General features: G+C 68.9%; 20 protein-coding genes and 1 pseudogene. 11 read left to right on the top strand and 10 right to left on the bottom strand.

The features are described from left to right. Window positions 1-8: 8 nt before the first annotated feature. The 3 genes and pseudogenes from ABZ412_RS06390 to ABZ412_RS06380 all read right to left on the bottom strand — a co-directional run bounded on the left by ABZ412_RS06390 (window position 9) and on the right by ABZ412_RS06380 (window position 3,396). Entirely contained in the window at window positions 9-1,616 is a 1,608-nt protein-coding gene (locus ABZ412_RS06390) for a succinic semialdehyde dehydrogenase (protein WP_357277018.1), read from the bottom strand. Continuing rightward, window positions 1,613-2,537, bottom strand: a pseudogene (locus tag ABZ412_RS06385) (acetoacetate decarboxylase family protein). Before ABZ412_RS06385 ends, ABZ412_RS06390 begins: the two are co-directional and overlap by 4 nt. A gap of 79 nt (window positions 2,538-2,616) precedes the next feature. Beyond that, window positions 2,617-3,396: an alpha/beta fold hydrolase gene (locus ABZ412_RS06380; protein ID WP_357277016.1), complete on the bottom strand. Its 780-nt coding sequence runs from the start codon at window positions 3,394-3,396 to the stop codon at window positions 2,617-2,619. Window positions 3,397-3,689: 293 nt separating this feature from the next. Between ABZ412_RS06380 and ABZ412_RS06375 the strand changes: the two genes are divergently transcribed. Beyond that, entirely contained in the window at window positions 3,690-4,268 is a 579-nt protein-coding gene (locus ABZ412_RS06375; protein ID WP_357277014.1) for a hypothetical protein, read from the top strand. 8 nt (window positions 4,269-4,276) lie between these two features. On the opposite strand, the gene ABZ412_RS06370 is transcribed toward ABZ412_RS06375, so the two are convergent. The 6 genes from ABZ412_RS06370 to ABZ412_RS06345 all read right to left on the bottom strand — a co-directional run bounded on the left by ABZ412_RS06370 (window position 4,277) and on the right by ABZ412_RS06345 (window position 11,979). After that, window positions 4,277-5,893, bottom strand: coding sequence for an indolepyruvate oxidoreductase subunit beta family protein (locus tag ABZ412_RS06370; RefSeq protein ID WP_357277012.1), 1,617 nt, complete (start codon window positions 5,891-5,893; stop codon window positions 4,277-4,279). After that, the gene (locus ABZ412_RS06365) at window positions 5,890-8,055 is read right to left on the bottom strand and encodes an indolepyruvate ferredoxin oxidoreductase subunit alpha (RefSeq protein WP_357277011.1); all 2,166 of its coding nucleotides are present in this window, start codon (window positions 8,053-8,055) and stop codon (window positions 5,890-5,892) included. The genes ABZ412_RS06370 and ABZ412_RS06365 overlap by 4 nt, the downstream gene beginning before the upstream one ends. A 12-nt stretch (window positions 8,056-8,067) precedes the next feature. Next, complete coding sequence (locus ABZ412_RS06360) at window positions 8,068-8,835, bottom strand: cyclase family protein (RefSeq protein ID WP_357277009.1); 768 nt, start codon at window positions 8,833-8,835, stop codon at window positions 8,068-8,070. A 93-nt stretch (window positions 8,836-8,928) separates the two neighbouring features. Further along, a complete protein-coding gene (locus tag ABZ412_RS06355) occupies window positions 8,929-10,542 on the bottom strand; it encodes an NAD(P)/FAD-dependent oxidoreductase (protein WP_357277007.1) in 1,614 nt (537 codons plus the stop codon). Between the two features lie 133 nt (window positions 10,543-10,675). Beyond that, window positions 10,676-11,113, bottom strand: coding sequence for a cupin domain-containing protein (locus tag ABZ412_RS06350; RefSeq protein ID WP_357277005.1), 438 nt, complete (start codon window positions 11,111-11,113; stop codon window positions 10,676-10,678). Further along, the gene (locus ABZ412_RS06345; protein ID WP_357277003.1) at window positions 11,110-11,979 is read right to left on the bottom strand and encodes a fumarylacetoacetate hydrolase family protein; all 870 of its coding nucleotides are present in this window, start codon (window positions 11,977-11,979) and stop codon (window positions 11,110-11,112) included. The genes ABZ412_RS06350 and ABZ412_RS06345 overlap by 4 nt, the downstream gene beginning before the upstream one ends. Before the next feature lie 175 nt (window positions 11,980-12,154). On the opposite strand from ABZ412_RS06345, the gene ABZ412_RS06340 reads away from it, so the two are divergent. The 4 genes from ABZ412_RS06340 to ABZ412_RS06325 are packed head-to-tail and all read left to right on the top strand — an operon-like array spanning window position 12,155 to window position 17,051. After that, window positions 12,155-12,559: a RidA family protein gene (locus ABZ412_RS06340; protein ID WP_357277001.1), complete on the top strand. Its 405-nt coding sequence runs from the start codon at window positions 12,155-12,157 to the stop codon at window positions 12,557-12,559. Window positions 12,560-12,593: 34 nt separating this feature from the next. Beyond that, window positions 12,594-14,204: an AMP-binding protein gene (locus ABZ412_RS06335; protein ID WP_357276999.1), complete on the top strand. Its 1,611-nt coding sequence runs from the start codon at window positions 12,594-12,596 to the stop codon at window positions 14,202-14,204. Then, window positions 14,201-14,656 (top strand): thioesterase family protein, encoded by a 456-nt coding sequence (locus tag ABZ412_RS06330; protein ID WP_357276997.1) that lies wholly within the window; start codon window positions 14,201-14,203, stop codon window positions 14,654-14,656. The genes ABZ412_RS06335 and ABZ412_RS06330 overlap by 4 nt, the downstream gene beginning before the upstream one ends. Window positions 14,657-14,663: 7 nt before the next feature. Next, window positions 14,664-17,051 (top strand): bifunctional salicylyl-CoA 5-hydroxylase/oxidoreductase, encoded by a 2,388-nt coding sequence (locus tag ABZ412_RS06325; RefSeq protein WP_357276995.1) that lies wholly within the window; start codon window positions 14,664-14,666, stop codon window positions 17,049-17,051. 102 nt (window positions 17,052-17,153) lie between these two features. Here ABZ412_RS06325 and ABZ412_RS06320 read toward each other — a convergent pair whose 3' ends face one another. Beyond that, complete coding sequence (locus tag ABZ412_RS06320; protein ID WP_357276993.1) at window positions 17,154-18,152, bottom strand: AraC family transcriptional regulator; 999 nt, start codon at window positions 18,150-18,152, stop codon at window positions 17,154-17,156. Window positions 18,153-18,363: 211 nt separating this feature from the next. Here ABZ412_RS06320 and ABZ412_RS06315 point away from each other — a divergent pair, with 211 nt between their 5' ends. The 6 genes from ABZ412_RS06315 (at window position 18,364) to ABZ412_RS06290 (ending at window position 25,328) form a co-directional block, all read left to right on the top strand. Beyond that, complete coding sequence (locus ABZ412_RS06315) at window positions 18,364-19,170, top strand: SDR family oxidoreductase (protein WP_357276991.1); 807 nt, start codon at window positions 18,364-18,366, stop codon at window positions 19,168-19,170. Window positions 19,171-19,197: 27 nt separating this feature from the next. Further along, a complete protein-coding gene (locus ABZ412_RS06310) occupies window positions 19,198-20,427 on the top strand; it encodes a styrene monooxygenase/indole monooxygenase family protein (RefSeq protein WP_357276989.1) in 1,230 nt (409 codons plus the stop codon). Beyond that, entirely contained in the window at window positions 20,424-22,142 is a 1,719-nt protein-coding gene (locus ABZ412_RS06305; protein ID WP_357276987.1) for a flavin reductase, read from the top strand. Before ABZ412_RS06310 ends, ABZ412_RS06305 begins: the two co-directional genes overlap by 4 nt. A gap of 44 nt (window positions 22,143-22,186) precedes the next feature. Next, window positions 22,187-23,431, top strand: coding sequence for a dienelactone hydrolase family protein (locus ABZ412_RS06300; protein WP_357276985.1), 1,245 nt, complete (start codon window positions 22,187-22,189; stop codon window positions 23,429-23,431). Window positions 23,432-23,505: 74 nt separating this feature from the next. Further along, window positions 23,506-24,411 (top strand): acyl-CoA thioesterase domain-containing protein, encoded by a 906-nt coding sequence (locus ABZ412_RS06295; RefSeq protein ID WP_357276983.1) that lies wholly within the window; start codon window positions 23,506-23,508, stop codon window positions 24,409-24,411. Window positions 24,412-24,434: 23 nt separating this feature from the next. Then, window positions 24,435-25,328 (top strand): PaaX family transcriptional regulator C-terminal domain-containing protein, encoded by an 894-nt coding sequence (locus tag ABZ412_RS06290; RefSeq protein WP_357276981.1) that lies wholly within the window; start codon window positions 24,435-24,437, stop codon window positions 25,326-25,328. Window positions 25,329-25,344: the final 16 nt, after the last annotated feature.

Raw genomic sequence — 25,344 nt, 5'->3', positions numbered from 1 at the left:
CGGTCGATTCACCGGACGCCGAAGCGCTTCATCACCCTCAGCCACGTGGTGAGAATGCCCGCCCACGCCCGGTACGGCACGGCGGCGGGCGGGGTGAATCCCATGACGCGCTGGTGGGCGACGGTTTGTGCTTCGGTGTATTTGAGAATGCCCTCCGCCCTGTGGCGGCGCCCGAGCCCGGAGTCGCCCACCCCGCCCATCGGAGCGTCGATGCTGCCCCAGGCGGCGGCGAACGCATCATTGACGTTGACAGTCCCCGCGTGCAGGCGGGCCGCGACGGCCCGGCCCTTTGCGCCATCGCGAGTCCACACGCCGGCATTGAGACCGTAGGGAGTGGCGTTGGCCCGCTCGACCGCATCGTCGAGACTGTCGAACGCGTAGATCGACACGACCGGGCCGAAGGTCTCGTGCGTGCAGAGCGTCATCTCGGGCGTGACATCGGTGAGGATGGTCGGCTCGAAGAACAGCGGACCCAGATCGGGTCGCGCCCGTCCGCCCGCCAGCACGGTTGCGCCCTTGGTCACCGCGTCGTCGACGTGCGCGGTGACGGTCTCCAGTTGGGAGACCGTCGTGAGCGACCCGACATCGCGGCTGAAGTCGTATGCCGCGCCGGTGCTCAGCGCGCGTGTGCGGGCGACGAAGGCCGCGACGAATTCCGTTCGGATCGATTCGGCGACGTAGAGACGCTCGATCGAGACGCAGAGCTGACCCGCCGACGGGAAGCAGGCATCGACCGCGCCGGCGGCGGCCCGATCGATATCGGCGTCGTCGAGGACCAGCATGGCGTTCTTGCCGCCCAGTTCCAGGGAGGCTCCGATGAGCCGCTCACCGGCGTCGCGCGCGATGCGGCGGCCGCTGGCCGTCGAGCCGGTGAACATGATGTAGTCGGCGTTGTCCATCAGTGCGTCGCCGATATCGCTGCCCCGCCCGACCACCATCTGCCACACGTCGTCGGGCAGACCGGCCTCGCGCATCAGGTCCAGCGCCCACAGCGCGGTGAGCGCGGTCTGGGTGTCGGGTTTCTGGACCACCGCGTTGCCCGCCAGCAGCGCCGGGATCGCATCGCTCGCCGCCATGCTGAGCGGGTAGTTCCACGGGGAGATCACGGCGACAACGCCTTTGGGGTGGCGCAGTTCGGTGGTGTGGGTCAGCAGCGGGATCGCGCCGCGGCGGCGGGTGGGGGCGAGCAGCCCCGCGGCGCGCCGCGCGTAGTAGCGGGCGACGATCGCGACGTCGACGACTTCGAGGAAGGCGTCGCGCCGAGTCTTGCCGCTCTCGGCCTGCATCAGATCCAGCACTTCGTGCTGACGATCGAGCAGTAGATCGTGGAAGCGCAGCATGATCGCCTTGCGGTCACGGAAAGACGTTGCTGCCCAACGCTTCTGCGCGGCCTGCGCGCGGGCGAACGCGGCGTCGACATCGGTGCTCGTCGACACCGGCAGATCGGTCAAGGGGGCGCCCGTGTACGGAATCGTCTTGGTGACCGCGGTCGCGCCGGGCGCTGCGGTGACCCGGGTGGCCAGTCGGGAGATGAGCCCGGCGGTCGACGCCGCGGCGGGGGGCCGGTGGCCGTCGCCACCGGCTGCGGGGGTGCGCGAGGCGTACTCGATGGTCATGACGCTGCTCCGAGGGTGGGGACCGAGGTCGGGACCGGCATGTGGAGGGCGAGTTGGCCTTCGGTCATGATATCGAGCCGGATGGTCCGGAACGGTGCGAGCGAGCGCAGGTCCGCTGCCATGCGGCCGGTCCCGAGTTCGAGGTCGATACCGCGGCAGCAGGGAGCTTCCGGCCGTCAGAGTGTTGGTCTGGCTCAGCGTCGAGTGCCACGCCCCGTCGATCCGGGTGTAGGAGGTGAGCGACGAGACCTGTGCGCCGGTGCGTGTGGTGGTCTGCGTGGGTGTCGGCACCGACAGCGCGATATCGGTGCCGCCGTCGTCGTTCGCCACCCGGGCGGTGGTCCGGTCGGCCCGGATGTCGATGTCGATGTCGGTGACCCACTTGGGGAATCCGTAGCCGTCGTGGCCGCGTACCTGGGCGATCTCGCTGCTGACCGGGAGCGACAGCACGTACGAGTGGAGATGATCGTCGGTGAGTCCGGCGAGCAGGTCCACGGTGCCGAGGCGTCCGTGCCGTGCCGGGCGGACCGCGATGCCGACCGCCGCCTCGGTGTAGAAGTCGATATCGCACACGTCGTAGCGGAACAGCATCAGTGAGACGATCCCGATGCCGGGCACGACCTCGAGCGGTGCGAGCTCGCGGGGGAGCCGGCCGCGGATGGTGCGGGTGCGGGCGAGCATCACCAGCCGGGCGGTCGAGATGCGGTAGTAGAAGTTCGGGGTGAACGTCTTGCCGATGCGGGAGCCGACCTCGGTCTTGGGCATCCGGCGGAAGAAGTCCACGCTGCTCACCCGTGGATCCGCAGCGATGGCGTCGAGGTCGGGCCGCATGCGGTACGTGTCGTACAGGCCGCCTTCGGGGACGGTGACGACGCGGCCGTCGAGGGAGACCTTGACTGTGTTCTGAGAGGTCGTTGGCATGTTTCCCGATTCCTCGCTCTAATGTATGCGGTGTTAACATCAGGCTAGGATCGAATGTAAGCGGTGTCAACACGTCTGCTCAGACGAAGAAATCCCGCAGTGCCGCGGCCACCGCGGCGGCGTCGTGGGGGTGGTGGAACTGCCCCGGCAGGGTGATGGTGCGCGCGTCGGGCAGCGTCGCCCGGAGACGTTCGACGCTCGCGGTGCCGTAAGGGTCGGTGAGCTCGCCCGCGAGCAGGAGGGTGGGGACGTCGATGCCGGACCACGGGGTGATGTCGGAGTTCATGGCGGTCAGGCATTCGAGGTCGGCCACCAGGCCGGAGGCTCGGAAGGCCAGGCCGTCGGCGAGGGGCTGCAAGGCCGCGCGGGGCGGGGTGGGTTCGACAATGGCGGTGAAGAATTCGATGATCGCGTCCGCGGGGCGCGCGGCGGCCATGTGCTGGCGGATCGTTTCGAGGGTCGATGTCAGCGGGGAACCGGCGAGGGTCACCGGGGGCTCGTACAGCGCGAGGCGTCGGACTATCGACTGATCCCGGTGGAGTGCGTGCAGGGCGACCAGGCCGCCCGCGGAATGCCCGAAGACGAAGGCGGGGTCGTCCAGGGTCGCGAGCACCGCCGCCAGGTCGGCGGCCTGTTCGGTGAATTCGGCGGGCCGGGGGCCGTTTCCGCTCTCGCCGTATTCTCGCCGTTCGACCACGAGGACCCGGTAGTCCGGGGCCAGTAATTCTGCGAGCTGGAAATAGAGGTCGAGGGTGACCAGCGCGCCGGGGACGATAACCAGGGCCGGGCCGTCACCTCGGGAGTGAAAGACGATGCGGGTGCCGTCCGCCGATTCCACGGCTTCTCTGTATTGCGACATATATCCATAGTGGCAGATACCTGACGCCACATCGGCTGGTGGACAGTCGAATTCGCCGCCCGCGCTGCTGGATCGGGCGGGGGCGGCTAATTGTCGGCACGGGCCTTCGGGCGGGTGGCCGGCGACTCGCGGGAGGTAGGGGAGGGCGTGGAATACGGGGTGTGACGGTGGATTTGCCGACCATGAATTGATATTGGAGTTTCGTCCTTATTTCGCCACGTGCTCCGCTTAAGATCTCTAGGGCATCAGGCAATTGCTCGATGTAGAGCAGTTTTTCGCTCAGGAGGTGCGGAATGCTGGAAGCCGATTGGTGGATCCGGTCGAGGCCACTGTTGATTGCGGGTGCTTTGCCGTTCGCTGTGCTGCTCGGCACCGGAGTCGCCTCGGCGGCGCCGGAGGACTATGCGCCCCCGCCCGCCGCGCTACCGGCGCCACCGGATTGGCTATTGAACGGCCAACTACCTTCCATCGATGCGGCCGACCCGCTGCCTGGTGTGGATCCACAAGCGGTGGACTCGCTGTGCGCGTCCATTCCGGTCGATGCGCAGCGGTGCGGCGTCACCGTGGTCGACGCCGGTGTCGGCGCGGCCATCGGCGCGGGGATCGGGGCGGGCGTGTCCGCGCCGCTGGCGATCGCCACCGGACTGGTCGGCGCCGGGCTCGGATTCGTGGCCGGGATCCCGTTCCTGCCCACCGGTTTGGTGGTCGGACCGCTGGTCGGGGCGGCCGTCGGTGTGGCTCTCGTCGCCGGGCCCGCAGCCTTGCTGGGCGCGGCGTTGGGGGCGTCGGTCGGGGCGATCGTGGGCCTCACGACGCCGCTGCCGGTGGACGCGCCGATCGACGAGACCGGCGTGTCCACTGCGCTGGAGTAGCGGGCGCCCTATTCCGGAACGACGCGGACGAGTTCGGCGCTGAGGGTGTCGCCGGATTCGTCGGCGAGTGCGGCCGCCCGCAAGGCGGCCAGGTGTCCGGCGGCGTCGGCCCGGCCGGCCAGGTCGTGCGCCGCCCCCATGAGTTCGGCGAAGCTCTCGGCGCCATGCTCGTAGGTGGCGCCGTAGCCCTTCAGCACGCCCTGGCAGGCCAGGATTTCGCGGGCGAACTCGGCGTCGAAGGCCGCGGCGGCCACGGCCGTGCGCAACCATTGGTCGATGGCCTGCTGCTCACGGGCGTATCGCAGAGAGTGCGGGCGCAGCGGGCGCAGCCGGGCCGTCACCGATAGCGCGGTGAACCCGGTGATCGAACTGGTGTTGACCATCATGCCCCGGTGAGTGAGCCTGCCGATGAGGCGGCGAAAGGCACTGGACCGGTGAAGCATCGAGCCCAGGCGCACCGGCATGGTGTCGGTGATCTCGTCGACCTGCGGGTGTAGGTACTCGTGGACGTGAATGAGCTGGTCCGGTTCGGCGCCGGCCTCGGCCCGGATGCGGTCGGTGCGTTGGCGCCGGATCTTCTGCAGTGCAACCTGAATCGTGTCCTGGTAGCACATCCACAAGGCCAGCTGCCGCGCTGCCTCCACGGTGAGCCGCGCCGCGCCGTCGCGGTCGGGGTCGATATCGGCGACTGTGGCGACACGCCGTAGATAGAGCCGCGCGTATCCCGGGTTCTGGTACACGGCGGTGCGGACCAGTCCGTGCAGGATCATCGATCGCGCGGCCGGCGGCATACCGCTGACCGTGCGCGCGAGCTCGCGAAGTCGTGGGCCGGCCAGCTCGCCGGGATCGGTGGCCGCGATCTCGTTGCGCCGCTGTTCCTCTCGCTCCTTGCGTTCGGCGGCGGTCAGAGGTTTGGGGATGAGCGTCAGCTCCACCGGCTGCGCGGTGGGGGGCGGGCTCGCCGGTTCGCCGGTCGCCGCGGCCGCGTCGAAACCGTCGGCGAACGCCGCCAGCGACTGCTCGACGCCCTTGCCGAACGCACGGATCGGCGCTTCGCACTGCTCCCGGGTGAAGGGCAGCAGGCCGGATCCGGCGACCGCGCCGAACAAGGCCGCGCTGATCACGCTGCGGTGCTGCTCGGCCACCGCCATGAAATCGGTCGCGATCAGTCGCTTCGCGCCGCGCCGGGCGGTGTCGAGCAGCGCCGTGCCGTCGACGCGGCCGTCGCCGAGCGCCATCTTCTCGTCGATCGAGTAGACCCGGTGTGTGGAGGCGACCAGTGTGGTCCGGTCCGGGGTCGAGAAGCCGCGCTGCACGGCGCGAGCGGCCTCCATCAGTTCGGAGGCGATGACGATGTCGACCTCGCCGGGCGTGGGGAAGACGCTCAGAACCGGTGCCGCCCGGCCGGATCCGGTGGTGGCGTGCGCGGTGCGAGGGAACAGTTCCACGTAATAGACGGTGGCCCCGGTGCGTTGGGCCACACCGGGCACCGAGGTGGACTGCGCGTAGTGGTCGGCACTCTCGGCGACTTCGACGATCCAGTCCGCGAGCACGCCACCGCCCTCGCCGCCCATGGCCAGAATCGCGATGGTGATCGGGCGCTGCCCGTTGTACCAGCCGGTCATGACACCGCCTCCAATCCGGCCGCGCGGCGTTCGACGCCACGGGATAGCATGCTGATCCACCACACGCGCATCCTCGACAGCAGGCGGTCGCGGCGGGTGGGGTTGTAGACGACGTCGGTGCGATAGAACGACGGGCACAGCACCGCCGCGTGCGCGTTCGCGCCGCACACCCCGCAGCCGACACAGCTGTCGAGCACGGTGGCGATGGGGTCGGTGCGCATCGGATCCGGGTTGTCGGCGATGGTCAGTGACGGACAGCCCGAGATGCGGATGCAGGCGTGATCGCCGGTGCAGGTTTCGGGGTCGACCCCGAAACGCTGCCGCACCACCCGCTCGCCCGCCTTCAACGCCTGTGCCCGCCGGGGTTTCTCGCGCCGCTGCCGGTTGAGCTGGCATTCGCTCTGCATGACAAGGACTTTCGGTCCCTGCTCGGGAGTGGTGAGCCCTTCGATGAAGGTGTCGCGCACGGTCGTTACGTCGTAGGTGTCGTCGATCGTGCGGGCCCAGCCGACTCCGATGCCGCGTACGGCTTGCTCGATCGGATGCTTGGTCGAGCGCGCGGGCGTCTCGGCGTGGGAGGACAGCACGTCCTGTCCTCCGGTGGCGGCGGCGTAATCGTTGTCGACAACCACCAGCAACTGGTCATTGCGGTTGAACACCGCATTGCCGACGCCGCTGGTCAGGCCGTTGTGCCAGAAACCGCCGTCACCCATGATCGCGATGGTGCGTCGATCGGAATCCTTCGAATTCAACGCCGATGCCGCGGCCGATCCCAGGCCGTAGCCCATGGTCGTGGCACCGAGATCGAACGGCGCGTTGACCGAGAACAGATGGCAGCCGATATCGGCGCTGACGTGATGCTGCCCGGTCTCCCGCTCGGCGAGCTTCAACCCGCTGAAGATGGGCCGCTCCGGGCAGCCGGTGCACAGCCCGGGCGGGCGCGGGCGCACCAGCTCCGGCTCGACCCGGGTGGCGAACGGGCTCGCGGGATCCTCGGCCGGGCGCAGCAGCGCGGGTTCGGAGGCGATCGCGTCCGGTTGATAGTCGGTCAGGAACCGGTGCAGGCCCCGGGTGAGCACCAACGAGGTGTACTCGCCCGCCATGGTGAACATGTCCTTGCCGTGCAAGGCGGTCGGTATCCCGGCGCGGCGCAGAACCGTGTTGATGTTCTGCTCGATGAAATCCGGCTGGCCCTCTTCGACCAGCAGCACCGCGCGCTTGCCCGCGCAGAATTCGATGACTTCCTCGTCGATCACCGGATAGGCGACGTTCATGACGTATAGCGGAACCTTGGTGTCGCCGAAGGCATCCGAGCATCCGAGCAGTTCCATCGACCGGTTGAGGGTGTTGTACAGCCCGCCCTGGACGATGATGCCCACATCGGCGAGGTCCTCGCCGAATACCTCGTTGAGCCGGTGCTCGCGGATATAGTTCACCGCCGCGGGCCAGCGGTCTTGGATCTTCTCCTGCTCATGGTGGAAGCTGGCGGGCGGCAGCACGATTCGGCTCACGTCCCGGGTCGGCCGCTGGGTCGCTTCGGTCACGGTCACCGGCGGGCGGCGGTTGTCCGAGGCCGTGAAGGTCCCGTGCAGGTGACACGAGCGCAGCCGCAACAGCAGGAACACCGGGGTGTTACTGGCCTCCGACAGCTGGAATCCGGATTCGACCGCGTTCACGATCGCGGGGATGTCGGGCCGCGGATCCAGCAGCCACATCTGCGATTTCATCGCGAACGCGTGCGAGCGCTCCTGCATGATGCTGGAGCCCTCGCCGTAATCCTCGCCCAGAATGACTAGTGCTCCGCCGGTGACGCCGCCACTGGCCAGATTGGCCAGGGCGTCGGCAGCAACGTTGGTGCCCACGGTCGACTTCCATGTCACCGCGCCACGCAGCGGGTAGTGCACCGAGGCGGCCAGCATCGCCGCCGCGGTGGCCTCGGAGGCACTGTTCTCGAAATAGACGCCCAGCTCGTCGAGTACCTCCTTGGAGTCGCCGAGGACGTCCATCAGATGTGAGATCGGCGCGCCCTGATAGCCGCCGACATAGGCGACGCCGGACTGCAGCAGCGCCTTGGTCACGGCCAGGATGCCTTCCACGTGCAGGGTGGTGCCTTCGCCCTGCCGGAGTTTGCCGACCTCGTTCGCGAATGATCGTTCCGCCATTGGCTTCTCCTCCTATTCGCCGCGCTCGACCAGCGCCAGCACCCGCGCGGGGCTGCCGGAACCGCCGACGATCGGCAGCGGGCAGACGATCAACAGGGCGCCGACCGCGGGCAGCCGGCCGAGATTGCGCAGGCTGGTCAGACCCCATTTGCCCGCGCCCAGCAGCATGCTGTGGCAGGGGAAGGCGGTCTCGAAGCCCGCCGCCGCGCCGGCGTCGGTGCCGACGGTCTCCACCCCGAATCCGGTCAGGGTGGACTCCTCGGCCAGCCACGTGGCGCATTCGACGGACACGCCGGGTGTGTGGCCGCCGTTCGCGAATGCGACGGCGTCCTCGCCGCGCGCTTCCCACCCGGTCCGGTACAGCAGCCAGCCACTCGCGGGCAGCGGGCCGTGCTCGGCCTCCCAGCGTCGAATGTGGTCGATTTCCAACAGAAAGTCCGGATCTGCGGCGGCCTCGGCGGTCATGTCGATGACCGCGGCGGGTGCGACCAGCGTGCGCAGCGGAGCCTGCGAGACGTCGTGCCGGTCGCGACCGCTGACCCAGTGCACGGGCGCGTCCAGGTGGGTGCCGGTGTGCTCGCCGGTGTGAATGTTGTTCCAGTACCACGCGGGACCACGATCGTCGTAGCGGCTGATCTCCTCGAGCCGGAACGGGATGGTGTTGGCCAGTGGAGGCGGCAGCTCGAGGATCGGCGTGGACTCCTGCAGCGGCGTGGTCAGATCGATGATGTCGACAGCACCGGAGCGGGTCGCCTCGACAACGGCGTTGAGCAGGGACATCGCGACTCCTGAGAGTGAAAGACTGATGGGATGAGTGTGATTCGGCCGACAGTGCGCGGCTATCCGCAGGACGCGGCGGTTGTCCAGCGCGCGCTATCGCCGGCCACGAGCGCCGAACAGCCCCCGCGGCCGGGTGAGCGCGTGCGCGACCAGATGTCCTGAGCCGCCGCCCAATCCGGGCCCCGGATGCGTGGAAGCGCCGATCTGCCACAGGCCTCGCACGGGGGTGGCGTGGCGTCCAGCCGAGGGCAGCGGACGCCACAGATAGCTCTGGTCCACCTCGCACGAGCCCCCGTACGGATCTCCGCCGACAGCATTCGGATTGTGGGCGGCCAGATCGGCGGGCGTGATCACGTCGACCGCGAGCACCTTCCGGTGTAGGTCGGGGGCGTGGGCGGCGATCCGCGCGAGCACCCGATCGGCGAATCCGCGGGCGAGCGACGGGGTCCACCCGTCGGTGGTGTCGAGTTCCCCGGCAGCGTCTCCGCGCGGGGCGAACGGGAGTTCTTGTAGTTGTAGCCACAACGCCGCCGCGCTCTCGGGCACCCGGGTCGGATCGAGCACGTACTGCTGGCCGACCACGACGGTCGGACGGCGGGGGAGCAGCCCGGCTTCGGCTTCGGCGCAGGCGATTCCGGTGCTGCCGGAACCGTCGGACAGATGGATCAGCGGAGTGTCCGGCAAACGGGCGTCGTGCCAGTCCAGCGGCGCCGATAGTGCCACGTGGATCTGCATTTCCGCGCGGCCGTAACGGAACACCGCGGCCTCGGCGCAGAGGGGAGCGGGCACCGCGCCGGGCGGTAGGAGGTTGCCGTACAACGCGGTCGGGGTCACCGAGGCGAGCACGGCGCGACGCGCACGCAGTGTGCGACCACGGCTCACCACGCCGGTCGCGCGGCCATGCTCCACGAGAATGCGCTCGACCGGCGTCGACGTGCTCACCTGCACACCGAGTGATCCGAGCAGCGATTCGAAGGCGGTGAGCAGCCCGCCCGAGCCGCCTGCCACGACAGGCAGTCCAGCGCCGTGCAGAGTGGCCGCGAACAACGGGATCATCACCCCGCCGGAGGCATGGTCCGGGGACAATCCGGCGTGCAGGAGCCACGGCGTGAACAAGTGATCGACCTCGGGGCCGTGGAATTCACGGCGCAGGTAGCCGCGACCGCTGCTGGCAGCCGTGCGCAACCAGGCCTCGGCACCGCGACGCCCGTTGCCGCGTAGCAGTCCGGCCAGCGGGCCGAGTGCGGCGGGCGAGCGCAGTTCGGCGTTCATCAGTCCGCCGATCGGAGCCGCGCTGGCGGCGAGCTGGTTCAGCATCGCCAGATAGGCGTCGCCGTCTCCGTCATGTGTGAACAGCGCGGCGGTGCGTTCCGGATCGCGGTGCGCGATCGAGACCCGGCCGTCGTCGGCGACGCTGGCGGTCACCCACCCGTCGCTGTTGCGGTACTCGAGTCCGTGCTTGTGCAGGTCCGCGCCGAGTTCGGCGTAGGCGGGCCCGGACACGAACATCGGATGCCACGACGAGTAGGTGTCGTGCCGATAGCCGGGCAGTGTGCGTTCCTCGGTGGCGATGAAACCGCCGATCTCGCTGTTGCCTTCGAGGAGCAGCACCGACCAGCCGGCGCGAGCCAATTCGGCCGCGGCCACCAGGCCGTTGATCCCGGAGCCGATGACTATCGCGTCGGCATCGGTTGTGATGGCGGTCATAGCTCGCACGGTAGGAGCGGTGCGCCCGCGGGGCTATACGGTCCGCGCGGACGCTATCCGGATTCCGTGCTTCGCGCGGGATCGGCTGTGGCGCTGTGCGGCCCGGGCCGGTACCGCGGCGCGGGCCCGCAGGTCACGCCCGGCGGTAGCCCGCCAGGATGGAATCGTCGACGTCGGGCAGGTTGACGACGATATTGTCCGGGGTGCGGCAGGTCAGCCAGACCAGCTGCTCGGTGGTGCTCATATTGACCTCGACGTGCGGCATGAACGGCGGCACGAACACGAAGTCGCCCGCGTACATCTCGACGTATTCCTGGTAGTTCTCGCCGTAGTAGATGCGGGCGGTGCCGCTGAGCACGTAACCGCCCGTCTCGGCCTCGCCGTGGTGGTGCGGCAGCGAGCGATAGCCGGGCTCGTTGGTCACCTTGCCGTACCAGATCTTGGTAGCCGGGGTGTGTTGCGGACTGACGCCCGAGACCCGGACCGCGCCACCGGATTGCGCCGTTCCGGTGAACTCTTCGCCGGCCCGGGTGAGGATCGGGGCGGTCCCGGTGGTGATTTCGCTGGTCATCGTGATTCCTTTCCGTCCCGCGTCGCGGGCACGATTTCGGTGGGGGAAAAGGTGATTCGGTTGCGGAGCAGGCCGATTCCCTCGATCTCGGTCTCGACGACATCGCCGGGCCGCAGATAGCGCGGCGGATCCGCCGCGATGCCGACGCCGCCGGGGGTGCCGGTCAGCACCACGTCGCCCGGGCGCAGCACGGTGAAGGCCGAGATGTAGGACAGCAGCGTCGCCGGGTCGAAGACCAGATCGTCGGTGCGCCCGGTCTGCTCCTCGACGCCGTTGACCCGGCAGGTGATGCGCAGGCCGTCACGGGGATCGGCTTCGTCGGGCGTCACCAGCTCCGGCCCCAGGGGCGTGGTGGCGTCGAAGGCCTTGCCCTGCAACCACTGTGGCGTCCGCCGTTGCCAGGAGCGGACCGAGAAGTCGTTCGCGACGGTGTATCCCGCGACGGCCGCGAGCGCGGTCTCGGGGTCGGCGTGACGCAGCGTGGCTCCGACGACGATCGCCAGCTCGGCCTCCCAGTCGACGAGCATCTCCTCGGCCGTGCCGGGCACCGCGATATCGGCGTCCCAGGCAGTGAGGGTGTCGGCGAATTTCGCGAAGAGCGTGGGGAATTCGGGTTCCCGGTGGCCGAGCTCGGCGATGTGGGCGCGGTAGTTGTGGCCGCAGCAGACGATCTTCGACGGCGCGAGCACGACGGGAGCCGCGCGGCCCGGCGCTGCGGGCCGGGTGGACAGGGGCAGTCGGCTCGGGGGAACCGGCTCGCGGAGCAGGGCGCCGACGTCGGCGGCAGAGGTCGCGTACCACTGCCCGTCCAGTCGGATATCGGCGCGGCTGCCGCCGTCGTCGCTGAGAACTGTGCGCAAACGCATCGCTGGAGACTCCAGGGATTCGGCCGGGATTGTCCGCGGCTGGTGCGAACGCTCGCCGGCGTTGGGCTATGTAGCGTTCTATTGACGGTAGTAACCGTAACACCATATTGTGGTGCGAGCCACCCCCAATCGAATCGGCTCGCCGCCCGGTGGGTCTCAGCGAGAAAGAGGCGAAATGTTCGTCGACCACATCAATCCGCCCGAACTGGTGAAACCGTCCGGCTTCTCCCACGCCACCCGCTGCGGCGACATCGTTCACCTGGCCGGGCAGACCGCCCTGACGCTGGACGGCACGATCGTCGAGGGCGGCATCCTCGCCCAGTTCCGGCAGGCGCTGACCAACGTGCTCACCGCGCTCGAGGCCGCCGGCGGCACGCCGCAGGATCTGCTCTCGGTGACCATCTACCTGCTCGACATCCCCGGCTATCAGGCCGTCGGCAGGGAGATCGGCCGCATCTGGCGGGAGCTGGTGGGGGAGGCGTACCCGGCCATGGCCGGTGTCGGCGTCACCGCGCTCTGGCAGCCCGAGGCGCTGGTGGAGATCCAAGCGGTGGCCGCCCTGGGTTCCGACCGGTCCTGAGCTCGGCTCAGCAGTTCGAAAGGGGCCGAGTCCGATGCTCACACCCTCCGCACACGACGACACCTTCTGCCGGGACCGCCTCCCGCCCGCCGCCGAGTGGCCCGACCTGATCCTCGATCCGAGCGGCCCACGGGACTCGGACCGGCTCAATTGCGCGACCGCCCTGCTCGACGCGGCGGTCACCACCCACGGCCGAGACCGGGCGTGCCTGCACGCCGACACCGAAACCTGGACCTACGGAGACCTTCTCGACCGCGCGAATCAGATCGCGCACCTGCTGGCCGACGACTACGGCCTGGTCCCCGGCAACCGCGTCCTGCTGCGCGCACCCAATACCGCATGGCTGGTCGCCTGCTGGTTCGGTGTGGTCAAGGCCGGTGGCGTGGTGGTGACCACCATGCCGCTGCTGCGCGCACCCGAACTGGCCAAACTGATCGAGCTGACCCGTCCCGCGCTGGCGCTGTGCGACCACCGGCTGCTGGGCGAACTGGCCGCGGCAGATCCCGGACTGCCGATCTGCGCGTTCGGTGGTCCGGGCGCGGACGACCTGATCCATAGGGCCGCAACGAAACCCGTGGGCTACGCCGACGTACAGACCGCCGCTGACGACGTCGTCCTGCTCGCCCCAACCTCGGGCACGACAGGAATCCCCAAGGCGACCATGCACTTCCACCGCGACGTGCTGGCCATCGCCGACACCTTCTCCGCGCGGGTCGTGCGCCCGCACCGTGACGACGTCTTCGCCGGAACGCCGCCGGTGGCCTTCACCTTCGGCCTCGGTGGGCTGGTGATCTTCCCGATCGCGGTGGGCGCGTCGGTGGCTCTGTTGGAAAAGCCCGAGCCCGACGCGCTGGTGGCGGCGATCGAGAAGTACTCGGTCACGGTGCTCTTCACCGCACCGACCGCCTACAAGGCGCTGCTCAAACGCGACGACACCGACCGCCTTCGATCGCTACGGCGCTGTGTGTCGGCGGGTGAGCATCTGCCCCTGGACGTCTTCGAGCGGTTCCGGGACCGGACCGGGCTCGCGATCATCAACGGCATCGGCGGCACCGAGATGCTGCACGTGTTCATCGCCGCCGCCGACGAGATCCGGCCTGGTTCCACCGGGCGCGTCGTCCCCGGATTCCACGCCGAGATCCAGGACGATGATGGTCATCCGGTGCCCGACGGCACCCCCGGCCGGCTCGCCGTGCGCGGCCCGACCGGCTGCCGCTATCTGGCCGACAGCCGCCAGCGGGAGTTCGTCCGCAATGGCTGGAACCTGACCGGCGACACCTACACCCGCGATGCCGACGGCTACTTCTGGTACCACGCGCGCAACGACGACATGATCGTCTCCGCCGGCTACAACATCGGAGCCCCCGAGGTCGAGGCGGTCCTCGATCAGCACCCCGACGTCGTGGAGAGTGCGGTGATCGGGATACCGGACGAGGACCGCGGCATGATCGTGCACGCGGTGGTGGTGCTGCGCCCCGGAGTCCCCGGAGACGACGCGAAGATTCGCGAACTGCAGCTCTTCGCGAAGAACACCGCGGCGCCGTACAAATACCCCCGCAGTGTCGAATTCGCCGACGAGCTGCCCCGCAATCCCAGCGGCAAGCTGCTGCGCTATCGCCTGCGGGAACGGTGGGCCGTGCGATGACCGGCATCGTCGTGCACCGCGTCGTCGACTGGCAGGACACCGACGCGGCGGGCCACTACCACCACGGCACGGTGGTGCGGTGGGTCGAGGCGGCCGAAGCGGCGCTGCTCGAATCCTTGGGGCTGCGTGGGCTGTTCGGCGGCATTCCGCGGGTCCGGTACGAGGTGGACTACCTGGAGCGTCTGTGGTTCGGTGACACCGCGGCCATCGATTTGACCGTCGCCGCCGTCGGCCGTTCCTCGGTCCGCTACGACTTCGTCATCCGCCGGATTCCGGCCGAGACCCGTACGCACACGGCGGAACCGCCCGCCATCGCCGCCCGCGGCTCGCTCACCGCCGTGCACGCACCCGACGCCACCGGCGGCTCCCGGCCGTGGCCCGCTTCCCTCGCCGCCGCGTTGCGCGCCGGCGTGCCAATCGATTCCGAACCGACTTCGACCCAGTTAATGTGAGGCTTCCATGCGTATCGCAGTGATCGGCGGTGGGCCCGCAGGGCTGTACTTCTCCGCCCTGATGAAACAACTCGACCCGACCCACGACATCACCATCTGGGAGCGCAATGCTCCCGACGACACCTTCGGCTTCGGTGTGGTCTTCTCCGACGAGACGCTCGGTGGCATCGAACACGCCGACGAGCACATCTACCGCGCGATGAGCGAAGGCTTCGCCCGCTGGAGCGATATCGACATCAACTATCGGGGCGAGGTCCGCACCTCCGGCGGCCAGGGCTTCGCGGCCATGAGCCGCAAGGAACTGCTCGGCATCCTGCAGCGGCGCTGCGCCGACCTCGGCGTCACCATCCACTTCCGTTCGGTCGCACCCGATGTCGAAGAACTCGCGGCGACTCACGATCTGGTACTGGCGGCCGACGGCTTGAACTCGGCGGTGCGCACGCGTTTCGCGGACGTCTTCGGACCCGACCTGGACCGCCGCCACAACAAGTACATGTGGCTGGGCACCGACCGGGTGTTCGAGGCGTTCGAGTTCTTCATCGCGCACACGCCCCACGGCGTGATGCAGGTGCACGGCTATCCGTTCAGTGCCGAGCAGAGCACCTTCATCGTCGAGATGCACGAGTCGGTCTGGCGCGATGCCGGTTTCGACGCCTTCGCCGACCGTGAATTCCAGCCCGGCGAGAACGACGAGAAGTCCATCGCGCTGTTGTCGGAGATCTTCGCGGACGAGCTCGACGGTCACGGGCTGCAGGCCAACAATTCCCGGTGGATCGACTTCACCACCGTCCGTAACCGGACCTGGCGGCACGGCAATATCGTCCTGATCGGCGACGCCGCCCACACCGCGCATTTCTCCATCGGCTCGGGCACCAAACTCGCCATGGAGGACGCGCTCGCACTGGCCGCCTGCCTGCACGAGAACGACTCCGTCGCCACCGGACTCGCCGCCTACGAGATCGAGCGCAAGCCCGTCGTGGAGTCCATCCAGCGAGCGGCGCAGGCCAGCCTGGAATGGTTCGAATCTATCGGGCAGTACGCTGAGCAGGCGCCCGACCAGTTCGCGTTCAACCTGCTCACCCGCAGTCGCCGCATCACCTACGACAACCTGCGGCTGCGCGACAACGGATTCGTCGACCGGATCGACGGGTGGTACTTGTCGAGCCAGGACGAATCGGCGCGGGACGGGGTCGGTGAGGCCCGCCCGCCCATGTTCTACCCGCTGCGGCTGCGCGGCATCGAGCTGCCCAACCGAATCCTGGTCTCGCCGATGGACATGTACTCCGCCGTGGACGGGGTGCCGAACGATTTCCACCTGGTCCACCTGGGCGGCAAGGCGCTCGGCGGCGCCGGCCTGGTGATGACCGAGATGGTCTGCGTCTCCCCACAAGGGCGCATCACGCCCGGATGCGCGGGCCTGTACACACCGGAACAGGAGCTGGCCTGGGCGCGCGTCACGGACTTCGTGCACACCAGGTCCAACGCGAAGATCGGTGTGCAGCTGGGCCATTCGGGTCGCAAGGGGTCCACGAAGGTGATGTGGGAGGGCATCGACGATCCGCTGGCGACCGGCGGTTGGGACGTCGTCGGCCCTTCCGCGCTGCCGTACGGTCCGGACAGTCGCGCGCCACGTGAGATCACGCTCGCGGAGATGGACGAGATCACCGCGCAGTTCGCCGAATCCGCGCACGCGGCCGCCCGCGCCGGGTTCGACCTGCTCGAATTGCACTGCGCCCATGGGTATCTGCTGTCGTCGTTCCTGTCACCGCTGGCGAATCGCCGCACGGACGAATTCGGTGGGTCCCTCGCCAACCGGCTGCGGTTCCCGCTGCGTGTCCTCGACGCGGTCCGGAAGGAGTGGCCCGCGGATCTGCCGCTGTCGGTGCGTATTTCGGCCACCGACTGGGCCGAGGGCGGCACCACCGTCGACGACGCGGTCGAGATCGCGCGCGCCTTCGCCGAACACGGCGCGGACGTGCTGCACGTATCGTCGGGCCAGGTGGTCAAGCACGAGAAGCCCGCGTTCGGGCGCAGCTACCAGACACCGTTCGCCGACCGGATCCGGCAGGAGATCGGGGTGCCCTACGGGGTCGCCGTGGTGGCCGTCGGGGCCATCTCGTCCTACGACGACGTGAACTCGGTGCTGTTGGCCGGGCGAGCCGACCTGGTCGCCATCGGACGTGCGCACCTGTGGGATCCGCAGTGGACCCTGCACGCCGCGGTGGATCAGGGCTACCGCGGTGCGGGGGCCGAATGGCCCGCGCCCTTCCGGGCGGGCAACCGGAAGCCGCCCAGTGGCCGCACCGACGGACCGCCGCCGCGTCTGCAGTTGATCCGCGCGGCCGAAGGCTCCGCCGATGTCGGGCGGCGCTGGCAGCCGGTCTCGCAACACTGAGTGGATCGCACGATCCCCCCGTCCGGACATCGGGCGGGGGATCCTTGTCGTGGTGACGTTCTCGTTCCGTCCGAAGGGAGCGTTCGGCGAGAACGCGTGTGCCTAGGCGCGGGCCGCGCGATCGTGCTCCAGGCGAAGCGTCTGTGAGGGTGATTCGCCGTAGCGGCTGCGATACAGCACCGAGAACCGGCCCGCGTGCAGGAATCCCCATCGGATCGCGATATCGGTGACCGTCGCGGTGGCCGGATCGGCCTGCAACAGATCGGTTCGCACCCGGCGCAGCCGGACATCGCGCAGGTATGCCATCGGGGTGGTGTCGTAGTAGCGGCGGAAGCCGTCCTGCAGCGTCCGAGTGCCCACGCCGACCGCGTCGGCGATGTCGTCGATGGTCAACGGTTCGTGGGCGTGCGCGTCGATCAGCTCCGCGGCCCGGGCGATGGGCCGGGCCACCACGGGCCCTGGGTGGCCCTCGAGCTCATCGCGATAGTTGTTCGGCTGGCCGAGCAGCAACTGGCTGACCAGCAGACCCTCGAATTCGCGGACCGGAATCGAGTCCGGCGCCGCGGACCCGCCGACGGCCTCGGCCAGGAGCTCGAGGATCCCGCGCCAGGTGCGCCCGGCGGGCGTCGTGAGATCCATACGCGGTTGGAATGCCAAGGGCGCGACCGGCTCTCGGCCGAGCTTCTTGCGCAGCGTGTCCTGTACGGCGCAGCGATCCAGGCGCAGTAGCAGCTGCCGGTTCGCGCCCTCCCACGACATGGAGACCCGGGGCCCGGGTTCCAGCACCGAGGCGACCTCGGGGGTGGAGGTGAAACTCTCGGCGCCGACGGTGATCGTGGCGCGGCCGACGAGCGGCACCTGGATGAGATAGAAGTCGTCGATGTCGCGCGGGTCGATGCGGACGTCGGCGCCGTACTCCAGGTAGTACACGCCCGAACCGCTCCAGCGCAGGCCGTGGAAGTGGGCGTCGAGGCCGGTGCCGCCGCTCAGTGGCGACAGCCGGTGATCGCAGAACGCCTCGCCGACGGCGGCGCGCACGAGATCGGGGTCGCCGGACGCGGCCAGGCAGTGTGCGGCGAGCGGGCGCTCGTCAACGGTCATCCGGCCTCCAGGTACTTCGCATTCTCATATCGCATTCACAACTATCGTCATGAATGCGCATTATGAGTTTGTTCCATGCTGCCGCCGCGCGTCTCGGAAATCGGTCGAATACGCGGTGGGCGGACAGGTTCCGCGTTTGCGGGATAGCTGCGCGACCGGCTGCTCCCTACCGTGACTCGGGTCACAGCACCGAGTGTAATCGGAGGGCAAGATGCCAAATCCCCCCATCTCGCTGGCGGGGAAGACCGCCATCGTCACAGGTGGCGCGACCCTGTTCGGGGCGAGCGTGGTCGGTGAACTGATCGCGGCCGGGGCGCAGGTCGTCGTCGCGGACATCGACGAGGACGGCGGTACGGCGGTAGCCGATCGCTTCGACCGGGCCGTGTTCGTCCGCACCGACATCACCAGTGACGAGTCCATCGAACAGTGCGTCGCGGGCGCGGTCGAACGCTTCGGCGCACTCGACATCCTGGTCAATCTGGCGTGCTCGTACGGCGACGACGGGGCCGACACCGACCGCGCGACCTGGCTGCGCACGCTCGATGTCAACCTCGTCGGCGCCGCGCTGTTCGCCGGCGCCGCCCGCCCCGAACTGGCCCGCACGCGCGGCACGATCGTCAACCTGAGTTCGATCTCGGCCAAGGTCGCGCAGACGGGGCGGTGGACCTATCCGGCCAGCAAGGCCGCCATCGCGCAGCTCACCCGCAGCATGGCCATGGACTACGCGGCCGACGGGATCCGGGTCAACGCGGTGAGCCCGGGCTGGACCTGGTCCAAGATCATGGACGAACTTTCAGGCGGCGACCGCGCGCACACCGATTCCGTCGCCGCGCCCTTCCACCTGCTCGCCAGGGTCGGCGATCCGGCCGAGGTGGGCCGCGTCATCGCCTTCCTGGTCTCGGACGCCGCCTCGTTCGTCACCGGCGCGGAGTGGGCGGTGGATGGCGGCTACTCCGCGCTGGGTCCCGAGCGCGCCGAGAGCGCCATCCCGCGCCTCGCGCCCGTCCCGGCGTCCTGACCCGACATCGAAAACCGAAGGAACACAATGCGTACCATAACCATCATCGGGGCTGGGCAATCCGGTCTGCAGCTCGGCATCGGACTGCTGGACGCGGGCTACGACGTCCGGATCGTCTCCAACCGCACAGCGGACGAGATTCTCACGGGCCGCGTCAGCTCCAGCCAGTGCATGTTCGGCGGCGCGCTCGCTCGCGAACGCGCACTCGGACTGGACTTCTGGACCGCGGAGTGCCCGGATGTCGAGGGCATCGGCTTCACCGTGCCCGACGGCAACGGCGGCCAGGCCATCTCCTGGGCCGCCCGCCTGGACCTGCCCGCGCAGTCGGTCGACCAGCGAGTGAAGATGCCGCGCTGGATGCGCGAATTCACCGACCGGGGCGGACGTCTCGACATCCACGACGCCGGCCTCGACGACCTCGAGGACTACGCGCGCGAGTCCGATCTGGTCCTGGTCGCCGCGGGCAAGGGTGACATCGCGAAGATGTTCGAACGCGACTCGGACCGTTCGGCATTCGACCGTCCGCAGCGCGCCCTGGCACTGACCTACGTGACCGGCATGACGCCGCGCGAACCGTATTCGGCGGTGTCGTTCAATCTGATTCCGGGCATCGGCGAGTACTTCGTGTTCCCTGCCCTGACCACCTCCGGCCCCTGCGAGATCATGGTCATGGAGGGCGTGCCCGGCGGCCCGATGGATTGCTTCGGCGGTGTCACCGATCCCGGGCAGCACCTCGAGATCGCGAAGAAGATCGTCGACACCTACCTGCCGTGGGAAGCCGAACGGTGCCGCGATCTTGCCCTCACCGACGATCTGGGCGTGCTCGCGGGCCGGTTTCCGCCCACCGTGCGCCGTCCCGTCGGCGTGCTGCCCTCGGGTGCGCCCGTGCTCGGCATGGCCGACGTGGTCGTGCTGAACGACCCCATCACCGGACAGGGTTCCAACAACGCCGCCAAATGCGCGTCGTCCTACCTGTCGAGCATCCTCGAGCACGGCGATCGGCCCTTCGATCGACAGTTCATGCACGACACCTTCGAAAGGTATTGGGACTACGCCCAATACGTGGTGAACTGGACCAACGGCATGCTGATGCCCCCGCCTGAACACGCGATGGCGCTGCTCGGCGCGGCCGGTGAGCAGACCCGGATCGCCCGCCGCTTCGCCAACGGATTCGACGATCCTCGCGACTTCTTCCACTGGTTCATGGACCCCGAGGGTGCGCGTGCGTATCTCGGCGACCTCACCCCGGTGGCATGAACACCCGCCCACCCCGCCGCGTTGCCATCATCGGCGCGGGCCAGGCCGGAGCGTTGCTGGCGCTGGGACTTCGGCGTCACGGCGTCACGGTGACACTGATCGGGGACCGTACCTCCGAGCAGGTCCGCACCGGACCGGTGCTGTCGAGCCAATGCCTGTTCGGCTCCGCGCTGCGCGTCATGAACCGGATCGTCGACGCCGACGACAGTGACGCGCCCGCCATCGACCGGCTGGCGCTGAGCGTTGATGGAGTCGGCACGGTCGTGTCGGCGCTCCAGAGCCCGGCGCGTTCGATCGACCAGCGGGTGGCGTGCGCCGCCCTGATCGAGGCATTCCGTACCGAAGGCGGTGATTTCCAGGTCGAGGACGTGACCCCGGAACGTCTGGATTCCCTTGCCGCCCAGCACGATCTGACCATCGTGGCGACCGGGGCGGGTGACCTGGGCCGGATGTTCGTGCGCGACCGCGCGCGCTCGCCGCACGATCGGCCACGCCGTGCGCTGGCCGTGGCCTACGTCCGTGGCCTGTTGCCCGACGACAGCGGCGCCGATCTCACCGTGTCGGTGATGCCGGGCGTGGGGGAGGTGATCACGCTGCCCGCGCTGACCACCTCGGGCCCGTGCTCGATCCTGGTCCTCGAGGCTGTCCCCGGTGGTCCCATGGACCGCTTCGACGACGTCCAGAACCCGCAGGATCATCTGACCCGCTGCCTCGAGGTGCTCGGCGACGCGTTCCCGAAGGTCGCGGCCCGGGCGAGCGAGGTCGAGCTCACCGACGACGGCGGCGTGCTGCGTGGCCGCCTGACACCCACGGTGCGCCGGCCGGTGGCGTTCACCGCCGCGGGACATCCGGTGCTGGGACTGGCCGACGCGGTCGTGCTCAACGACCCGCTGACCGCGCAGGGCGCCAACAATGCCGTGCACGCCGCAGGCATCTACCTCGACGCGATCCTGCAGCGCGGCACGCGGGCCTTCGACACCGACTGGATGCACGAGGTGTTCGAATCGTTCTGGCGCAGTTGGGGCCGGTGGTCGGTGGCATGGACCAACCGCATGCTCACCGAGACCCCCGAACACGTCCTGGACCTGGTTCGGGCCGGGGCTGACGAGCCGGCGGTGGCGGGGTTGTTCGCTACCGGCTTCGACGACCCCAGCACCCTGCACGACTGGTGGTTCGACCGCACCGACGCCGAGCGCATGCTCGCGGCGGTGCTCGCCGACACCCGCGGGGTCGATCCGCGCGCGCTGCGCAACGCCTTCGGCCAGTACGCGACCGGTGTGACGGTGGTGACCTCGCGTGCTCCCGACGGCCGCAAGCTCGGGGTGACCGCCAACTCGTTCACCTCGGTCTCGCTGGATCCGCCGCTGGTCGCCTGGTGCCCGGCCAAGAAGGCGCCGAGCCTGCCGGATCTGGTCGCGGCCACGCATTTCGCGGTCAATGTGCTCGCCGCGGATCAGCACGAGCTGTCGCGGCAGTTCGCCACCCCCGCACCCGACAAGTTCGCGGGAGTGGCCCACCACGACGGCATCGCGGGAGTCCCGCTGCTGGACAACAGCATCGCGCGCTTCCAGTGCCGGACCGTGCAGCGCGTGGAGGCGGGCGACCACGTCATCTTCATCGGTGAGGTGGAGCATTTCGACACCAGTGCGGGCCAGCCGCTGGTCTTTCATTCCGGCGGTTACCGCGTAGCCGCCGACCATCCCGATTTCGTGTGAACGGGCGCCCGCCGACCGGGCGCCGCTACGAAGGAACCAACCCTATGGGCGAGTACATCGACGTCATCAAGAAGTCCGGCGAGCGCTTCGCCGCTTACCTGGCCGTGCCGGAACGGGGCTCGGGTCCCGGACTGGTACTGCTGCAAGAGATCTTCGGGATCAACGACTACATGCGCGAGATGGCCGACCGTTACGCCGCCGAGGGCTATGTCGTGCTGGTGCCCGACCTGTTCTGGCGGTCGGAACACCGCGTCGAACTCGGATACGACGAGGCGGGTTTCGCCCGCGGGCTGCGATTGCGCGATGAACTCGACCTCGACCGCGCGGTCGAGGACATCGGCGACACCGTGGCGGCGCTGCGGTCGCGGGACGAGCACGCCGGCGGCGTCGGCGCGCTCGGCTACTGCCTCGGTGGACTGCTCGCCTATCTGGCGGCGTTGCGACTGCCCATCGACTGCGCGGTCAGCTATTACGGCGTCGGCGTGCACGAACACCTCGACGCGGCGGGCGAACTGGCGGTCCCGATGACCTTCCATCTCGCCGAACTCGACCCCTACTGCCCGGAACCGGCCCGCGCCGCGATTCGCGCGGCCTTCGCGGACAACGATCGCGTCCGCGTCCACGACTACGCCGGCGTGGACCACGCGTTCGCGACCTTCGGGCGAGACACCTACGAACCGTTGAGCACCGCGATGGCGTACTCCCGCACGCTGGAGGTGATCCGGCAGTCGATCGGTCCACGCTACGACCTGTCGGCGTTGTGGGATGGCCACATCTACTACGAGTTCGAGGCCCGAGACGTTCCCGCGACCATGGCCACCATGGTCGCCGAGCCGTACGTCAATCACATCCCCACCCTCACCGGCGGTGTCGGGCAGCGGGATCTGTCGCGGTTCTACGCCCATCACTTCGTGCACGCGAATCCCGCTGACACCAAGTCGATTCCGATCTCGCGCACCATCGGGGCCGACCGCATCGTGGAAGAGCAGCTGTTCTGCTTCACCCACGACCGGGAGATCGACTGGATGCTGCCGGGCATCGCGCCCACGGGCCGCTACGTGGAGGTGCCGCTGGTCGCCATCGTCACCTTCCGCGACGACAAACTCGACAACGAGCACATCTATTGGGACCAAGCGAGCGTCCTGGTGCAGATCGGACTGCTGGATCCAGCCGGGTTGCCGGTCTCGGGCGTCGCGCAGGCCCGCAAGTTGCTCGACAAGAGCCTGCCGTCCAACGAACTGATGGCCAGATGGAGCACCAGCGCGAACAAGAATATAGAGTTACTGTGACGAACGAAAAGTTAGCGCGATAATTGTTGGAATCCTCCGCCGGTGGCCACCGGCCCGCTCGATGGGAAGAATCGATGCCCACCCGCACCCTGCCCACATCCGCGATCTTCACCGCGGCCGTCACGCTGAACCCGGCCGAGCCGCAGCACTTCGACGTGGCGTTCGACGCCACCACGCAGCCCTGCCCCTGGCCGAAGGCGTACGGCGGCGATGTGGTCGCCCAGGCCGCCGCCGCGGCGATGCGCTCGGTGGGCGACGGCAAGACGCTGCACTCGATGCACAGCTACTTCCTGCGGCCCGCCGACATCGGCGCGGTGGTGCGCTACGAGGTGGAACTGCTGCGCGACGGCCGCGGCTACAGCACCCGCCAGGTCCGCGGCTACCAGAACGGCAAGCCCGTGTACGTGTGCCTGGCGAACTTCGCCGCGGGCGAGCCGGGCGGCGCCTTCGCCGCCGAGCTCACCGCGGACGTCCGCGGCCCCGAAAACCTGCCCAGCTCAGCCGATTATCTGGCCGCGCGCAGTGGCGGAACCATGACCGCCGAATCCAAGGAGTACTGGTCGGCGGGGCGCAGCTTCGACATGCGGCATGTACCCGGCCCGGTCTATCTGACCGTCGACGGAGAGCGCGCGCCCCATCAGGCGGTGTGGGTGAAACCGTTCGATCCGCTGCGGCCGGTGACCGGGCTCACCGACGCGCAGCGTGATGTCGCGGCGCTCGCCTACGTCTGCGACTACACCATTCTCGAACCCGTGCTGCGGGTGCTGGATCTGCCGTGGGCGCGTCCGGGCCTGACCACGGCCAGTCTCGATCACGCCATGTGGTTCCACCGTCCCGCTCCAGTAGGGGACTGGCTGCTGTACGTCCAGGAGGCGGTCGCCGCCGATGATGGCCGCGGGCTGGGCTACGGCCGGTTCTACGACCGGGAAGGCCGGCACGTCGCCACGGTTCTGCAGGAAGGAATGATTCGCGCGCAGTGAACCGGGGACCGTATGGTGCAGATATGACGACAGAGTCGGAGGCGGCACTCGGGAACGGTCGCGGCCGTGACGCCCGCCTCGCCCAGGTGATCATCACCATCTTCGGTCTGTGCGCCCGCGCCGAAGGCAACTGGCTGTCCACCGCGTCGGTGATCGCGCTGATGGGGGACGTGGGTCTCGACGCCCAGGCGGTGCGCTCCTCGATTTCCCGGCTCAAGCGGCGCGGTGTGCTGGTCAGCGAGCGAAACGCCGGTGCGGCCGGATATTCGCTGTCCGAGTCGACGCTCGAGGTTCTCGCCGAAGGCGATGTGCGAATCTTCCAGCGCGCCAGGGCATCCGAAGAAGACGGCTGGATCCTGGTGGTCTTCTCGGTGCCGGAGTCCGAACGCGAGCAGCGCCACGCGCTGCGTTCGAGCCTGACCCGGCTCGGCTTCGGCACCGCCGCGCCGGGGGTCTGGATCGGACCCGGGACGCTCGCCCGTGAAACGCGCCAGACGCTCGAGCGGCGCGGCCTGTCGGGATACGTGGACATGTTCGCGGGCACTCATCTCGGATTCGGCGACATGCGGTCGAAGGTGCGCGAGTGGTGGGATCTGGCCGAACTCACCCAGTTGTACGCGGACTTCCTGCAGCGGTATCGGCCTGTGCTGTACCAGGTGACCTCCGGCGGCATGACCACGCAGGAGGCATTCGCACTGTATGTCCCGATGCTCACCGAATGGCGGCGGCTGCCCTACCGCGACCCGGGGCTGCCGCTGTCGGTGCTGCCCCCGGCATGGAACGGGGAGGCGGCAGGCACGCTGTTCGGGGAACTGGACGACGCCCTCGGGCCCCTCGCCCGCAAGCACGCGTTGTCGGTGATCCACGGGCAGCGCGTGAAGCGGGAGAAGGCGTCGCCCGCGTCGCAACGGGCCTGAACAGGCATTCGTCGAG

It is taken from the genome of Nocardia sp. NPDC005746 (genome assembly GCF_040630785.1).
Lineage (GTDB): Bacteria > Actinomycetota > Actinomycetes > Mycobacteriales > Mycobacteriaceae > Nocardia.
This window is presented reverse-complemented; position numbering and strand designations above follow the sequence as displayed.

Bases quoted from the DNA above. Each gene is read 5' to 3' on its own strand.
- ABZ412_RS06390 (WP_357277018.1), bottom strand. From the start codon at position 1,616: ATGACCATCGAGTACGCCTCGCGCACCCCCGCAGCCGGTGGCGACGGC.
- ABZ412_RS06380 (WP_357277016.1), bottom strand. From the start codon at position 3,396: ATGTCGCAATACAGAGAAGCCGTGGAATCGGCGGACGGCACCCGCATC.
- ABZ412_RS06375 (WP_357277014.1), top strand. From the start codon at position 3,690: ATGCTGGAAGCCGATTGGTGGATCCGGTCGAGGCCACTGTTGATTGCG.
- ABZ412_RS06370 (WP_357277012.1), bottom strand. From the start codon at position 5,893: ATGACCGGCTGGTACAACGGGCAGCGCCCGATCACCATCGCGATTCTG.
- ABZ412_RS06365 (WP_357277011.1), bottom strand. From the start codon at position 8,055: ATGGCGGAACGATCATTCGCGAACGAGGTCGGCAAACTCCGGCAGGGC.
- ABZ412_RS06360 (WP_357277009.1), bottom strand. From the start codon at position 8,835: ATGTCCCTGCTCAACGCCGTTGTCGAGGCGACCCGCTCCGGTGCTGTC.
- ABZ412_RS06355 (WP_357277007.1), bottom strand. From the start codon at position 10,542: ATGACCGCCATCACAACCGATGCCGACGCGATAGTCATCGGCTCCGGG.
- ABZ412_RS06350 (WP_357277005.1), bottom strand. From the start codon at position 11,113: ATGACCAGCGAAATCACCACCGGGACCGCCCCGATCCTCACCCGGGCC.
- ABZ412_RS06345 (WP_357277003.1), bottom strand. From the start codon at position 11,979: ATGCGTTTGCGCACAGTTCTCAGCGACGACGGCGGCAGCCGCGCCGAT.
- ABZ412_RS06340 (WP_357277001.1), top strand. From the start codon at position 12,155: ATGTTCGTCGACCACATCAATCCGCCCGAACTGGTGAAACCGTCCGGC.
- ABZ412_RS06335 (WP_357276999.1), top strand. From the start codon at position 12,594: ATGCTCACACCCTCCGCACACGACGACACCTTCTGCCGGGACCGCCTC.
- ABZ412_RS06330 (WP_357276997.1), top strand. From the start codon at position 14,201: ATGACCGGCATCGTCGTGCACCGCGTCGTCGACTGGCAGGACACCGAC.
- ABZ412_RS06325 (WP_357276995.1), top strand. From the start codon at position 14,664: ATGCGTATCGCAGTGATCGGCGGTGGGCCCGCAGGGCTGTACTTCTCC.
- ABZ412_RS06320 (WP_357276993.1), bottom strand. From the start codon at position 18,152: ATGACCGTTGACGAGCGCCCGCTCGCCGCACACTGCCTGGCCGCGTCC.
- ABZ412_RS06315 (WP_357276991.1), top strand. From the start codon at position 18,364: ATGCCAAATCCCCCCATCTCGCTGGCGGGGAAGACCGCCATCGTCACA.
- ABZ412_RS06310 (WP_357276989.1), top strand. From the start codon at position 19,198: ATGCGTACCATAACCATCATCGGGGCTGGGCAATCCGGTCTGCAGCTC.
- ABZ412_RS06305 (WP_357276987.1), top strand. From the start codon at position 20,424: ATGAACACCCGCCCACCCCGCCGCGTTGCCATCATCGGCGCGGGCCAG.
- ABZ412_RS06300 (WP_357276985.1), top strand. From the start codon at position 22,187: ATGGGCGAGTACATCGACGTCATCAAGAAGTCCGGCGAGCGCTTCGCC.
- ABZ412_RS06295 (WP_357276983.1), top strand. From the start codon at position 23,506: ATGCCCACCCGCACCCTGCCCACATCCGCGATCTTCACCGCGGCCGTC.
- ABZ412_RS06290 (WP_357276981.1), top strand. From the start codon at position 24,435: ATGACGACAGAGTCGGAGGCGGCACTCGGGAACGGTCGCGGCCGTGAC.